This is a genomic window from Tenacibaculum sp. XPcli2-G (assembly GCF_024124505.1).
Taxonomy (GTDB): Bacteria; Bacteroidota; Bacteroidia; order Flavobacteriales; family Flavobacteriaceae; genus Polaribacter; species Polaribacter mesophilus.
Genome location: NZ_JAMXSH010000001.1, coordinates 639,529 through 654,847 on the forward strand (window position 1 = coordinate 639,529; position 15,319 = coordinate 654,847).

A 15,319-nucleotide genomic window follows, 5' to 3' on the forward strand; every position below is an offset into this window, starting at 1 on the left:
CAATTTTCATAAGTTTGAACATTATGAGAAAAAGAATATTGTTTTTTACATTTTTAATCGTTGCACAAAGTTTTTTTGCACAAAGTCAACCAAAAGCATACAAAAGCGGAGAGTGGCTTCGGTTTGATATGAGTTATAGTGGTTTTTTAAAAGCAGGAACAGCTGTTTTACAACTAAAAGAGAAGAACCTAAATAACCAAAAAGTACTACATGCTATAGGAACAGGTAAAACAACTGGTGTTATTAGTTGGTTCTTTAAAGTTGATGATAGATATGAAAGTTACTTTGGAATTGATAAAGTACAGCCTTATTTATTTAAAAGGAAAATAGATGAGGGCGGACATAAAAAAAATCGACATATAACCTTTAATCACAAGAAAAAAACAGCGTACGTACAGGATTTCCGTAAACAAAAAGATACGTTAATTTCTATTAAGTCTCCTCAAGATATGATTTCTACGTTCTATTTTTTAAGAAGTCAGAATACAAAAAAATTAAGAAAAGGAGATGAAATTAAGCTTGATATGTTCTTTGATAATAAAAGTTATCCTTTTAAATTACGTTTTTTAGGCTATGAAACATTAAAAACAAAATTTGGTAAGGTTAAAACACAAAAATTTAGACCATTAGTACAAGCAGGTAGAGTTTTCAAAGCTAAAGAAAGTGTTACTATTTGGATTTCAGCAGATGATAATAAAATTCCAATAAAAATGAAAGCCTCTTTAGCCGTAGGTTCTTTACGTGCAGAATTAGATGCTTATAAAGGATTAGCAAATCCTTTTGAAATAATTGTTGATTAAAAAAATATAAGCTGTTTAAGAATTGTTAAAGTGAGAGAAAAAATACTATTTATTTGTACTTTTGCGCATAAACCCAAATTTAAAGCAGCTTTTTTTGAAAAAAATCATTTTTACATTTATTCTTTTATGTCTGTTCTTTTCGTGTAAAAAAGAAAAGAAAGTAGTCGTGCAAGAGCCCGTTAAAATAGAAAAACCTAAACCTGTTATAGCTTACGGGTTTAATTTAGATAACTATAAGGTTATTAACGATACTATAAATAATGGAGAAAGCTTTGGTGTTATTATGGATAGACATCACGTAATGTACCCTAAAATTAATGAGATAGCTACTAAAATTAAAGATACTTTTGATGTAAGGAGAATACGATCTGGAAAGGCGTACACAATTTTAGCTTCAAAAGATAGTTTAGATCAGGCTCAAGTTTTTATTTACAAACATAATAAAGTAGAAGCTACAGTTATAGATTTTAAAGACTCAATAATCTCTGCATATAAACATAGAAAAAAGATAAAAACCGTAGAAAAAGAAATAGCTGGTGAAATTTACTCTAATTTATCTGTAACAATGGATAGCCTACAATTAAAGCCAACGCTAACAAATACTGTAGCAGATATTTATGCTTGGACTTTGGATTTTTATCGTTTGCAAAAAGGAGATACATTTAAATTGATATATGAAGAAAAATTTATAAATGACACTACCTTTGTTGGCTATGGTAAAGTCAAAGCAGCTATTTTTAAACATAACGGAGAAGATTTGTATGCTTACAGGTATGTAGCCGATTCAATAAAAAAAATTCCAGAGTATTACGATCAGGAAGGAAATATGCTAAGAAGAGCTTTTTTAAAATCACCAATTAAATTTCAATATCGAATTTCCTCAAGATATAATTTAAGAAGACGAATTAAGTTATATGGTAATAGAGTGAGACCGCATAAAGGAACTGATTTTGCTGCTAGGTACGGAACTCCTATTATGACAACAGCAAGTGGTACTGTTGTAGAATCAGCAAGAAGAGGAGGAAATGGTAATTATGTGAAAGTCAAACATAATAGTACCTATACAACACAATACTTACACATGAAAAGACGTAATGTTAGAGTAGGAGATTATGTGAAGCAAGGAGATATTATAGGTTGGGTTGGTATGACAGGGAATACAAGTGGTCCGCATGTTTGTTATCGTTTTTGGAAAAATGGACGACAAGTAGATCCATTTCGTGAAAAATTACCATCAGCAGAACCTTTAGACCCTAAAATAAAACCAACGTATTTAGAGTATATAAAACCACTTAAAAGACAGTTAGATAATATAAAATTACCACAACCTGAACCACTTTCATTTAAAGAAAAAGAAATTTTAGCTACTAATTAATTATGCCCTTACAAAATATAAACCCGACAAAGACAAATGCTTGGGAGAAGTTAATAAAACATTTTAATGAAGCGAAAAATTATGAGCTAAAAGAACTGTTTCGTAAGAATAAAAACAGAAAAGATAATTTTTCTATTTTGTTAGATGAATTAAGTGTTGATTATTCTAAAAATAGAATAACTCAAGAAACAATCGACTTATTAATTTCTTTAGCAGAAGAAGTCGAATTAAAAGATGCTATTGAAAAATATTTTTCAGGAGACAAAATTAATGCTACGGAAAACAGAGCAGTATTGCATACAGCTTTAAGAAGTAGTACAGACCTACCCGTTTTTGTAGGAGGAAAAGATGTAAAGCCTAAAATTAAAACAGCTTTACGAAAAATGAAAGCTTTTAGTAATAAAGTTATTTCAGGAAAATGGAAAGGCTATACAGGGAAGTCAATAACAGATGTTGTTAATATAGGTATTGGAGGATCTGACTTAGGTCCAAAAATGGTTACAGAAGCATTACAGTTTTACAAGAATAAACTGAACATACATTTTGTGTCAAACATTGATGGAGACCATGTCTCAGAAATTCTTAAAAAAATAAACCCAGAAACAACACTTTTTATAATAGTTTCCAAAAGTTTTACAACACAGGAAACAATTAATAATGCTAATACAATAAGAGATTGGTTTTTAAAACATGCAACTGTTTTTGATGTTTCTAAACATTTCGTTGCAGTCTCTTGTAATACTGAAGCTGTTGATAGTTTTGGAATTGATAAAAAAAATATATTTCCAATGTGGGATTGGGTTGGCGGACGCTTTTCTCTCTGGTCAACCGTAGGTTTATCAATCTCTCTGTCTATAGGGTTTGAAAATTTTAAAGAATTATTAAAAGGAGCCGAAAAAATGGATGACCATTTTAAAACAGCTGACTTTAATAAAAATATACCAGTTGTTTTAGCTCTTTTAAGTATTTGGTATAATAATTTCTTCGATTCTGAAACCGAAATGGTATTGCCATATAGTGAATACTTAGAAAAACTTCCACCATATTTACAACAAGCGGTGATGGAAAGTAATGGTAAAGATGTTGATAGAAACGGAAATAAAGTTGATTATCAAACAGGAACAATTGTTTGGGGAGGAACAGGTGTAAATTCTCAACATGCATTTATGCAATTATTACATCATGGAACAAAGTTAATACCTGTTGACTTTATAGGGTTTAAAGAACCGTTACATAATCTAGAGGATCATCATGAAAAATTGCTCGCAAATTATTTTGCGCAACAAGAAGCTTTAGCTTTTGGAAGAACAAAAGAAGAGGCTCATTTAGATTTAAAAATTAATAATCAATTAAGTCAAATAAATAAGCTCTTACCATATAAGGTGTTTAAAGGTAACCATCCTAGTAACTCAATAGTTTTAAAAAAACTAACACCTTATTCTCTAGGAATGCTTTTAGCTATATATGAACACAAAATTTTTACTCAAGGAGTTATATGGAATATATTTTCATACGATCAATTTGGTGTAGAATTAGGAAAAGAACTAGCTCAAAAAAAAACTTACAAACGATTAAGCTCTAGTTAATCGTATCTCTGATACTTTTTTTAACTTATATATAGATTTTGTTAACGATAGCTCTAGGGGTTAAGTTTTTGTTGTTCAGTGTCTAAAATCTTTTTTTAGATATGGCAAGGTCTTAATTTCTTGTTAAAACTTAACATTAAGTTAATATTAGCACTAATGAAAAGCAGGATATTTGCACCTGCATTTAATAACAATTAGATTAAAAAATGAAAACATTTAAAAATGTATTACTTGTAGCTTTGTTCTTTATAACAGCTACGGTTTTAGGTCAAACAAAAATTACTGGTACAGTAGTTGACGAAATGGGGGAACCATTACCAGGGGCTAACGTTGTAGTAAAGGGGACTACTAACGGATCTGCGACTGATTTTGATGGAAAGTTTATACTAAACGCTAGTTCAGAGTCTGGAGCAGTTATAGTATCATTTGTTGGGTATACTAACAAAACTGTTTCTTTTTCAGGACCATCTGATTTAGGAACTATCGCTTTAGAACCATCTAATATTTTAGGTGAGGTTGTTATAACAGGTTTAATAGATGTAGCTAAGGATAGAGAAACGCCTGTAGCAGTATCTACAATTAAAGCTTCAGAAATTCAAGAGAAGTTAGGGTCTCAAGAGTTTCCTGAAATTTTAAACAGTACACCATCTGTATATGCAACTAAATCTGGTGGTGGTTTTGGAGATGCACGTATTAATATTCGTGGTTTCTCACAAGAAAACGTAGCAGTTTTAATTAATGGAGTTCCTGTTAATGATATGGAGAATGGAGCAGTATACTGGTCTAACTGGGCAGGTTTGTCAGATGTAACAACGGCAATGCAAGTACAAAGAGGTTTAGGTTCTTCAAAGTTAGCAATATCTTCTGTTGGAGGGACTATTAATATTGTAACAAAAACAACTGATAAAAAAGAAGGAGGTTCTATTTTAGCTTCCTATGGTAATGATAATTACTTAAAAACATTAGCTACTTACTCTACAGGTAAAAATGAAAATGGTTTTGCTGCATCTTTCTTAATGAGCAGAACAGCAGGTGACGGCTATGTTGACGGAACAGAATTCGAAGGGTATAATTATTTTATAGGACTTGGATGGGAACTTAACAATGCTCATGACTTACAATTTATGTTAACGGGAGCTCCTCAAGCTCATAATCAAAGAACAGGGAGTTTCTTTAACATGGCTACTTTAGGAGATTATTTACAATATGGTAAAAAATATAATTACAATCATGGTTATTTAAATGGTGAAGAGTTTAATTGGAGAAGAAATTTCTATCATAAACCAGTAGCTTCCTTAAACTGGAATTGGGATATTAATGACTCATCTACATTATCTACTTCTGCTTATGTCTCTTTTGGGCGTGGAGGAGGAACAGGTGATATAGGTTATTTGAATAAAAAAGATGCTTCTGGAAATGATGTACTGGATAGTAGAGGTAGAAATGTTAGAGAATATGCTTCAAGTAAAATATTTAGAGATCCATCTAATGGTCTAGTAATGTGGGATAAAATATCTAGTTATAACCAAGGTAATACAGTTACTTTTGCAGATGGAGGATTATATACAAGGGCAAACAATGGAGGTGTTAACGACTCTGGAGGTAATGGTTTAACAAGAAGGGCTTCTGTTAATTCACATAATTGGTTTGGGTTATTATCTAATTTTAATACTGAATTAAATGAAAACTTAACTCTTGATTTTGGAATTGATATTAGATCTTATACAGGGATTCATTATAGAAGAGTTGATAATTTATTAGGAGCAAACGGTTTTCAAGAAAATGGAGATGATAATAATGTAGGAGCAGTTTATAATACGGAATATAGTTCTGATTTAGGTGCTTTATGGAACGTTTTCAAAAGTACAGATAAAGAAGATAAAATTGCTTATTACAATGATGGCAACGTCAGATGGTTAGGAGCATTTACTCAATTAGAGTATAAAAATGATAATATATCTGCATTTATTCAAGGTGCTGTCTCTAATCAAGGGTTTCAAAGAGTTGATTATTTTAACTTTTTAGATTCTGATCCAGATCAAAAAACAGATTGGGAAACTATTTGGGGTGGAAATATTAAAGGTGGAATTAACTGGAATGTTAATGAGCAACATAACGTATTTGCTAACGCTGGTTATTATTCTCAACAGCCTAAATTTGATGCTATTTTCTTAAATAACACGAATAATGTAAATCCTAACCCTAGGAATGAAAAAGTTTTAGGTTTTGAATTAGGATATGGATACAGAACTGAGCGTTTTAGAACTAATATAAATTTATATAGAACTCAATGGAAAGATAGGTTTATTTCTATATCTTCTAGATTTAATGGAGAAAATGCCAATGCTGATATTCAAGGAGTAGAGCAAATTCATATGGGAGCAGAATTAGATTTTACATACGATATTACTGAAGATGTAAGATTATTAGGTATGTTTTCTTATGGAGACTGGGAATATGGATCAACTGTTTCTGCTACTTATTTAGACAATGATAATAACCCTATCTTAGATATTAATGGTAACCCAGAAACTGAAACATTATATTTAGATGGTGTTAAAGTTGGTGATGCTGCACAAACTACAGCTAGATTAGGAATTGAGGTTAAACCTTTCAAGAACTTCAAGATTGATTATAATCAACGTTTTGTTGATAGATTATATTCAAGAATTAATGCTGATGATTTTGATGAGGTTGATCATAATGGTTCTTTACAATTACCAGGATACTCTTTGTCTGACTTAGGTATGTCATATAAGTGGATATTAAGCGAAGAGAAGAATCAATCTTTAAACTTCAGACTTAACGTAAATAACTTATTCGATGAAGAGTACATTGCAGAATCTGCTACTAACTACTTTGGTGACGAGAGAGACGCTACAGGAGTTGATTTTAGAGGTATAGACACGGGGAACAAAGTGTTTTTCGGTTTTGGAACTACTTGGAACTTCTCAGTAAGATATAACTTCTAATTATTTCAAATTAGAAATAAATTGAAAACCACCTCAAAAGAGGTGGTTTTTTTATGCAGAAAATTCAGTACTTTTACAAGTACAAAAAATTAACAAATCATGATGAAAAATTTGCACTCTTATTGGGCATATATTGTATTAGCAGTTTTAATATTTACGGTAGTAAATGCTATTATAGGCTTAGTACAAAAAAAAGAATTTACCCATAAAGAGTTCCGTTTAGGTTTATTTACTCTAATCACTACTCATATTCAATTATTAATAGGCTTAGGATGGTATTTTATGTCTCCTTGGTATCAAGCTTTAAAAGCTAATGGAGGAGAGGTGATGAAAGAGCCAGCAGCAAGATTATTGGCAATTGAACATCCATTAACTATGATTATTGCTATAGTGTTAATTACGATAGGATGGTCTAAACATAAAAAACAAGTAAAAAGCGAAGCCAAGTTTAAAACCTTTGCTATCTTTTACGGATTGGCGTTGTTATTAATTCTCTCAAGAATTCCTTGGAATAATTGGTTTTAAGATAAAATTATAGTCCCGCTTCCGCGGGATTTTCTATTTTTGCGCATCAGTAAAGTTTTAATAATGAAATCGGTATGATTTGATAACGATTTTATCTATTATATTAATAGAACTAAGCAAACAAAAAAATAACTATATAAAATGAAGGTTTTAAGTTATATACTCTCATCAATCTTTGCATTGGTGTTTTTTTCTTTATTATTAATTTTTCACCCATTACAATGGTTAGGGTTAAAACTCTTTGGTCAAGAAGGACACCAAAATGTAGTAAATATTATGAATTGGTTCCTAATAAAATCTTTATTGATTTTAGGAATTCGAGTTGAGTTTGAAAACAAACACAAGTTGCCAAAAAACACAACGTTGATTTTTGTAGCAAATCATCAAAGTACATTTGATATTCCGCCAATAATTTGGTACCTTAGAAAACATTACCCAAAATTTGTATCAAAAAAAGAGCTAGGGAAAGGAATTCCCAGTATCTCTTTCAATTTAAAATATGGAGGAGCTGCTTTAATTGACAGGAAAGATCCTAAGCAAGCCTTATCTGAATTAGGCAAGTTCGCCAAACGAATTAATAAAAATAAATGGTCTGCCGCGATTTTTCCGGAAGGAACAAGAAGTAGAACAGGAAAACCAAAGGTATTCTCTGTAAACGGGCTTAAAATGATAGCTAAATACAATCCACAAGCTTATATCGTTCCGTTATCAATAAATAATTCGTGGAAAGTATTTAAATACGGAAAATTTCCATTAGGAATAGGAAGTCCTATAAAGATCCAGACTCATGAACCAATAAAAGTAGACAGCTTACCGTTTGATAAGTTAATTACCAAAGTGGAAGCAACAGTTAAATCTGGAATACACTAAAAACAAACAACAATAAATATAATCCTTAAATTTCATTATGTCATTACAAAACATACGAAAGGAAGTAATGCAAACGCTGGAAAAAAATATAGACAGTTTTGTAGACAAATTCTTAATGCCAATTGAAAAAATTTGGCAACCAACCGATTTTTTACCTAATTCTCAAAAAGATTCTTTTATTGATGAAGTAAAAGAAATTCAAGAAATTTCAAAGGAGCTTGACGATGATTTTTGGGTGGTTTTAGTAGGTGACACAATCACTGAAGAAGCTTTACCAACCTATGAATCATGGTTGTTAGATTTAGATGGAGTAACACAACAACCAGACAATGGTTGGGCAAAATGGATTCGTGCTTGGACAGCTGAAGAAAATCGTCATGGAGATGTGTTAAATAAGTATTTATATCTTTCAGGAAGAGTAAATATGCGTGAGGTAGAAGTATCTACACAGCATTTAATTGCTGATGGATTTGATATCGGTACAGCAACAGATCCGTATAAAAACTTTGTCTACACTAGTTTTCAAGAGCTAGCAACGTATATTTCGCACTTAAATGTAGCAAAAATAGCGAAAAAGAAAGGGCACAAAGCTTTGGCAAAAATGTCTCGAATTATTGCGGGAGATGAAATGCGTCATCACCTAGCGTATACAGAGTTTGTAAAGGAAATCTTCAAGATTGACCCAAGTGAAATGATGTTGGCATTTCAACACATGATGAAACACAAAATAGTTATGCCTGCAATGCATTTAAGAGAATCATTTGGGGAGAAAGGAAGTCTGTTTGACGATTTTTCAACCGTTGCGCAACGAATAGGTGTATACACCGGCTTTGACTATGTTGATATTGTGAGAAAACTAAATGAAGCTTGGGAAATAGATAAGATTACTAATTTAACTCCAGAAGCAGAAAAAGCACGAGATTTCTTAATGAAGTTACCAGATAGAATGTATCGAATCACAGAACGTATTGTAGTACCAGATACTAAGTTCAATTTTAAATGGATGATTCCTGCATAAACTGATTAAGTAGCGTCATTACGAACGGTAGTGAAGTAATCTTCTGGTTTATGGTTATTCTACAAACAGATTACTTCGTCATAAACTCCTCGTAATGACGTTATTTTTTAATAACAAAGGCATCTCTGTCATCTAAAAAACAAAAACGCTTGCGTGTTTCTATTTGTTTATCTTTATCTAACTCAACAATTAATATTTCCTCAGTTCCTTGGTTATTTTTAGCTAAACAATTGCCTAGAGTATCGTAACAAACCGTATTTCCAATATATTCATAACCGTTAACGTCTACACCTACTCTATTTACTCCAATCGTATAACTCATATTTTCAATAGCACGAGCTTTTAATAAGCTGTCCCATGCTTCAATACGCGGTTTAGGCCAACTTGCCACATAGAGTAATAAATCGTAATTTTCAGTATTTCTAGCCCATACAGGAAAGCGTAAATCATAACAAATTAACGGACAAATTTTCCATCCTTTATAGCCAACTATAATTCTCTCAGTTCCTGCAGAAAATACTTCATGTTCGCCTGCTAGCGTAAACGTATGTTTTTTGTTATACGAATCTATTTTTCCTGAAGGATGCACAAATAATAAACGATTGTAAAAATTATTATTTTCACTAATAATTATACTTCCAGTAATAGCAATGCTCTTTTCTTGTGCTAAATTTTGCAACCATTGTACTGTTTCTCCTTCCATAGTTTCAGCAACTGCTGAAGCATTCATGGTAAAACCTGTAGTAAACATTTCAGGTAAAACGATTAAATCAATCTCGTCTGATAAACCATTGATTTTTTTTTCAAATCGTTTTCTGTTTTCTGTTGGATTTTCCCAAACCAAATCCGATTGAATCAAAGCTACTTTTAAAGTATTCGTTGTGTTCATAATCATATATTGTCTGTACTATCAAAAGTAGGATAAAAATTGTACTTTGCTTACAAGAAAACCAAGGTATGCAGTCTTTTATCTCAGAAACGTTAGATGTTATTTTACAAAACACCAAATCGTTTGAAAATGTTGTGTTTATATTGCCTTCACAAAGGGCAGGAGTTTTTGTAAAAGAAACGTTTAAAAAGAAAATTTCGGCAGGTTTTTTACCAGAGATTATCAATATTGGTGATTTTGTTGAAGAAATTTCAGAAATGAAAAAGGTAGACTCCGTCCAGCTCCTTTTTCATTTTTATACAATTTATAAAAAACAAGAAGAAACCCCAGATTCTTTTGATGTGTTTTCATCATGGGCATTTACGGTGTTGCAAGATTTTAATGAGATCGATCAGCATTTGATTAACACACGAGAAATATTTGTGTATTTGCGAGACATTCATCGCTTACGAAAATGGTCAGTAAAGGGAGAGTTTCAAGAAACTGAATTAATGAAAGATCATTTTGCTTTCATGGAAAAGTTGAATAAATATTACGATGCTTTTTATCAGTTTTTACTTGAAAATAATATCGGATACCAAGGGGTTTTATATAGAGAATCAACTAAAAAAGTAGCGAATTTCATCCATAGAAATCAACAGAAAAAATACTTTTTTATCGGATTCAATGCATTAAATGCAGCGGAAGAATTCTTGTTTGAACAATTTTTGTTGAATGGAAATGCAGAAGCTTATTGGGATATTGACAAAACGTTTTACGAAAGTCAACACCAAGCAGGAAGCTTTTTAAGGAAGTACAAAACTCGATGGAAGTATTATCAGCAGCACCCAATTCAAACGATTAAAGAATATTTTTCTGAAAAGAAACATATTGATGTTATCGGAGCTTCAAAAAACATCACGCAGATAAAATATGCAGGAGAGATTTTAGCTAAACTTCCTAATTACAACAATACAGCATTGGTTTTGGCAGATGAAACTTTGTTGCCAATTACCTTAAATTCATTACCCGCAACTGTAAATGCAGTTAACATTACAATGGGATACCCTTTAAAAGATGTGCCTACTACAAGTTTAGTATTTGCTATTTTCCACCTATTTATAAATCAAGAAAAGTTAGAAAAGAAGAAAGAAAATCTTTTTTATCATAAAGATGTAATTCGATTAGTAAAAGATACCACCATTTATCGATTATTACAGATTGATGAGCAAACTAATACAGCCGATACACTTTCAGAAGCGATTGCTAAAGAAAACAATACGTTTGTTGGTCAAGAAGAGGTTGTAACATTTTTGTCTGTTGTAAGTGAAGAAATAAAGAAAACTATAACGACAATTTTTAATCCGTTAGTATCAATTAGTGAGTTTTTAAACAGAATTATAGAGTTAATTAACTTGTTGAAGGAAAATACTAACGAGTTAGAAAAAGAGTACTTATTCCGATTTTATACTGCATTTACTCAGTTACAAAACTTGCATAATGAGTTTGGTTATGTACAAGATTTAAAAACCTTACATCAGTTTTTTAGACAACTAATACAATCGGAAAGTTTATCATTTCAAGGAGAACCTTTACAAGGGTTGCAGTTAATGGGAGTATTAGAAACACGTGTATTAGATTTTGAAAATGTTATTATAACTTCTGTGAATGAAGGAGTTTTGCCTGCCAATCAGCAACAAAACACGTTTATTCCTTTTGATGTAAAGATTGAATTTGGGTTGCCAACCTACAGAGAAAAAGATGCGCTATTCTCCTACCATTTTTTCCGATTGTTACAACGTGCTAAAAACATTTACATTTTGTACAATACAGAGCATGATGTATTTGGAAGCGGAGAAAAAAGTCGTTTTGTAACGCAGTTAGAAATGATGCGAGACGATATTACCGAAAAAATAGTGAGTCCTAAAGTAGTAACATCGCCTGTTCAATTGAAAGAAATTCAGAAGGATGAAAAAGTTCTTGAACGCTTACAAGAATTAGCTCAAAAAGGGATTTCTCCATCAGCATTAACCAATTATTTGTACAATCCGATTGCCTTTTACAAACAGAAAATTTTAAAAATTAATGAACTAGACGACGTTGAAGAAACAGTTGCTGCAAATACGATGGGAACTGTTGTGCATGATATCTTAGAAGAATTATATAAACCCTTTGAAGGAAAATATTTGCAATTAGGAGATGTTGAAAATATGCAGAAGAAAACCAAAGAACTCGTAACTTTTTATTTTTCAAAACATTTTAAAAACGGAGATTTAACTACAGGAAAGAATCGATTAATTTTTGAAGTTGCAAATCGTTTTGTAGAGAATTTTTTACTAAAGGAAAAACAATTGCTGAAAGATGAGAATAACCAACTAAAAATAATTGCTACTGAGCAGGAATTGTCTTCAGAAATAAAGGTTGAAGGAATTGATTTTCCAATAAAAATAAAAGGAATTGTCGATCGAATTGATGAACTCAACGGTGTTACTAGAATTATTGATTATAAAACAGGAATGGTTGATAGCACGAACTTAAAAGTACTCGACTTTGAAGTGATACGCGATTTAAAATACCACAAAGCCATTCAGGTAATGTTATATGCGTTTTTATATACTCAACACACACAATTTAATTTTGAGAAACGATTGGCAGCAGGAATTATCTCCTTCAAAAACTTAAAAAGTGGCTTTTTACAGATGAATTTCTCATCTAATTATCGAAAACCTGATAACGCTATTACAGAAGAAAGATTAGAAGAATTTATAGCAGAAATAAAGAATCTGTTAACGGAATTATACGACCCGACAATCAATTTTATTGAGCCTACCGATTTACCTTATTAAATCTTTAAATAAACAATTTCCCAATCTTGGTCGTTACTTGTGTAGGTTTTTAAAGTTCTAAAACCAATCGCTTTATGTGCATTGATAGATCGAGTGTTTTTCTTATCAATTTCAGTAATGATAGAATCGTATATTTCAGAGAATTCTTCTTTCATTTTAGTATATAAACCTCTAAAAATTCCCTTTCCTCGGTAATGCTTGTCTATACAAACTTGCCCCATTAAAATATAAGGTTTAGCACCCTCTGAAGTAGTGTCTATTTCATCAAACATAGGAATGAGAATAGGGATGTCATTTCTGAAAATTTTAGACATGGATAAAGCATAACCAACAACAAGTCCGTTACTTTTTGCAATAATATGCGGATGTACATCATTCATTTTTTGCAGTAATTCCAAATCATGATGAACGGTAACAAAACCTTGTTCTTTTTTGTCTATTTCTGATAAATTACCAGGCAAATTCTGTTGTTGCAACTTCAATATTTGAAGCAATTCTGTTTGATTAGAAGCTGTGGTAAACTCAATCATAATTTTAAAAATAGTGGAGCATATCGGAGTCGAACCGATGACCTTTTGACTGCCAGTCAAACGCTCTAGCCAACTGAGCTAATGCCCCAATAAAGATTGTTATGCATTTACATTATTAGAAATGATTTATTACCAAATATAGTGTTTTTAAGGGTGCGCATTCACCCAAACTCCACCATCTTCAAAAAATTCTTTTTTCCAAATAGGAACTGCTTCTTTTAAGGTATCTATAGCATATTGGCAAGCTTCAAAAGCCGCTTTTCTATGTGGAGAAGAAACAGTAATAATTACAGGAACATCACCAATCGTTAACAAGCCTTCCGCATGGTGAATAGCAATTTTTGTTACACTAAACTTTCCCAAAACTGCATCCGCAATTTTTTGCATTTCCTTAATTGCCATGGGCTTGTAGGTAGAAAAATCTAGTTGAGTTACTTTTTTGTTTTGTGTAGCATTTCTTACAGTACCTACAAAAACAGCGATTCCACCACAAGAAGGATCAGCTACAAAATCGTAACATTCCTGTAAATTAAGTTTTTCAGAAGTTATTTTTATAGATGTTGTGTTCATATTAATAAGCATGTAAGTTTAACAAAGATATAAGATTGAAAGCTCAAAAAGAATAGAAACCAATCAGATTTAAATAATTATTTTTGTTTGCTGAAACAGAACACAACTTAAAATGAAAACATTGAACGATTTCAATTTCGAAAATAAAAAAGCATTAATTCGCGTAGATTTTAATGTGCCTTTAAACGATAGTTTTGAAGTAACAGACGATACAAGAATCCAAGCAGCAAAACCAACGATTATTAAAATATTAGAAGATGGTGGTAGCTGTGTGTTAATGTCGCATTTAGGGCGTCCGAAAGGAAAAGAAGATCAATTTTCGTTACGTCATATTGTTAGCAAGGTAACAGAAGTGTTAGGTGTACAAGTGAAGTTTGTTGATGATTGTATTGGTTCGGTAGTTGAAGAAGCAGTAACTAATTTAAAAAGCGGAGAAGTTTTATTGTTAGAAAACTTACGTTTTTATACAGAAGAAAAAGCGGGAGATGTTGCTTTTGCTGAACAATTAGCCAAATGGGGAGATGCGTATGTAAATGATGCTTTTGGTACAGCACACAGAGCACATGCATCTACTGCGATTATCGCACAATTTTTTCCAGAAAATAAATGCTTCGGAAATTTATTAGCAACTGAGATTGAAAGCATCGATAAGGTATTAAACAATTCAGAGAAACCAGTGACCGCTATTTTAGGAGGGGCGAAAGTGTCGTCTAAAATTGGTGTGATTGAAAATATTATTGAAAAAGTAGATCACATTATTGTTGGTGGTGGTATGACGTTTACGTTTATCAAAGCTTTAGGAGGTAAGATAGGAAACTCATTAGTTGAAGAGGATAAATTAGAGTTAGCATTAGAAATTTTAGCGAAAGCAAAAGAGAATAATACAGAAATCCATTTACCAGTAGATGCTGTTATTGCAGATGCTTTTTCAAACGATGCGAATACGCAAGTAGTAGATACAAACGAAATTCCTGATGGATGGATGGGATTAGATTGTGGATCTAAAACCGTTGAAAAGTTTGCTGAAGTTATCGCAAAATCAAAAACAATTTTATGGAATGGTCCTTTAGGAGTTTTTGAAATGGAAAAGTTTGCGCAAGGAACCATTGGTTTAGGACATGCTATTGAAGAAGCAACTAAAAATGGAGCGTTCTCACTTGTAGGTGGTGGAGATTCGGTTGCTGCGGTAAAACAATTCGGATTTGCTGATAAAGTGAGTTATGTATCTACAGGTGGAGGAGCAATGTTAGAAATGCTAGAAGGACAAACCTTACCAGGAATTGAAGCTATTTTAAAATAATTCGTCATTTCGAGTGGTAGCGAGAAATCTCATAAAGGAGTAACTTTTTAAATTAAAGA

General features: G+C 31.8%; 12 protein-coding genes and 1 tRNA gene. 9 read left to right on the forward strand and 4 right to left on the reverse strand.

Translation table 11 applies throughout. The annotated features are described in order from the left end of the window. The first annotated feature begins 23 nt into the window (after positions 1-23). From NH341_RS02845 to NH341_RS02875, 7 genes are all read left to right on the forward strand, one after another. Positions 24-800, forward strand: a complete 777-nt coding sequence (locus NH341_RS02845) for a DUF3108 domain-containing protein (protein WP_047787930.1) — start codon at positions 24-26, stop codon at positions 798-800. 94 nt (positions 801-894) lie between these two features. Then, the gene (locus tag NH341_RS02850) at positions 895-2,175 is read left to right on the forward strand and encodes a peptidoglycan DD-metalloendopeptidase family protein (protein WP_159508859.1); all 1,281 of its coding nucleotides are present in this window, start codon (positions 895-897) and stop codon (positions 2,173-2,175) included. A gap of 2 nt (positions 2,176-2,177) precedes the next feature. Then, positions 2,178-3,761 carry a glucose-6-phosphate isomerase gene (gene pgi / locus NH341_RS02855; RefSeq protein ID WP_159611071.1) on the forward strand — a complete coding sequence of 528 codons (1,584 nt, stop codon included), beginning with the start codon at positions 2,178-2,180 and terminating at the stop codon, positions 3,759-3,761. Between the two features lie 206 nt (positions 3,762-3,967). Continuing rightward, the gene (locus NH341_RS02860) at positions 3,968-6,733 is read left to right on the forward strand and encodes a carboxypeptidase-like regulatory domain-containing protein (protein ID WP_159611069.1); all 2,766 of its coding nucleotides are present in this window, start codon (positions 3,968-3,970) and stop codon (positions 6,731-6,733) included. Between the two features lie 102 nt (positions 6,734-6,835). Then, complete coding sequence (locus NH341_RS02865; RefSeq protein ID WP_047787926.1) at positions 6,836-7,258, forward strand: hypothetical protein; 423 nt, start codon at positions 6,836-6,838, stop codon at positions 7,256-7,258. Positions 7,259-7,399: 141 nt separating this feature from the next. After that, the gene (locus NH341_RS02870; protein ID WP_253055655.1) at positions 7,400-8,128 is read left to right on the forward strand and encodes a 1-acyl-sn-glycerol-3-phosphate acyltransferase; all 729 of its coding nucleotides are present in this window, start codon (positions 7,400-7,402) and stop codon (positions 8,126-8,128) included. A 37-nt stretch (positions 8,129-8,165) separates the two neighbouring features. Next, a complete protein-coding gene (locus NH341_RS02875) occupies positions 8,166-9,146 on the forward strand; it encodes an acyl-ACP desaturase (RefSeq protein WP_047787924.1) in 981 nt (326 codons plus the stop codon). 100 nt (positions 9,147-9,246) lie between these two features. Here the strand turns inward: NH341_RS02875 and NH341_RS02880 are convergent, their stop codons facing one another. Next, the gene (locus NH341_RS02880; RefSeq protein WP_159509153.1) at positions 9,247-10,035 is read right to left on the reverse strand and encodes an amidohydrolase; all 789 of its coding nucleotides are present in this window, start codon (positions 10,033-10,035) and stop codon (positions 9,247-9,249) included. Between the two features lie 68 nt (positions 10,036-10,103). Here NH341_RS02880 and NH341_RS02885 point away from each other — a divergent pair, with 68 nt between their 5' ends. Next, the gene (locus NH341_RS02885) at positions 10,104-12,860 is read left to right on the forward strand and encodes a PD-(D/E)XK nuclease family protein (protein WP_253055656.1); all 2,757 of its coding nucleotides are present in this window, start codon (positions 10,104-10,106) and stop codon (positions 12,858-12,860) included. On the opposite strand, the gene NH341_RS02890 is transcribed toward NH341_RS02885, so the two are convergent. The 3 genes from NH341_RS02890 to NH341_RS02900 all read right to left on the reverse strand — a co-directional run bounded on the left by NH341_RS02890 (position 12,857) and on the right by NH341_RS02900 (position 13,960). After that, positions 12,857-13,390: a GNAT family N-acetyltransferase gene (locus tag NH341_RS02890; protein WP_047787921.1), complete on the reverse strand. Its 534-nt coding sequence runs from the start codon at positions 13,388-13,390 to the stop codon at positions 12,857-12,859. The two genes, NH341_RS02885 and NH341_RS02890, sit on opposite strands and share 4 nt — an antisense overlap. A gap of 14 nt (positions 13,391-13,404) precedes the next feature. Next, positions 13,405-13,478, reverse strand: a tRNA-Ala gene (locus NH341_RS02895). Positions 13,479-13,537: 59 nt separating this feature from the next. Continuing rightward, positions 13,538-13,960, reverse strand: a complete 423-nt coding sequence (locus tag NH341_RS02900; protein ID WP_047787920.1) for a molybdenum cofactor biosynthesis protein MoaE — start codon at positions 13,958-13,960, stop codon at positions 13,538-13,540. Between the two features lie 112 nt (positions 13,961-14,072). Between NH341_RS02900 and pgk the strand changes: the two genes are divergently transcribed. Continuing rightward, on the forward strand, positions 14,073-15,260 hold the full coding sequence (pgk, locus tag NH341_RS02905) for a phosphoglycerate kinase (protein ID WP_047787919.1): 1,188 nt from the start codon (positions 14,073-14,075) through the stop codon (positions 15,258-15,260). Positions 15,261-15,319 lie beyond the last annotated feature (59 nt).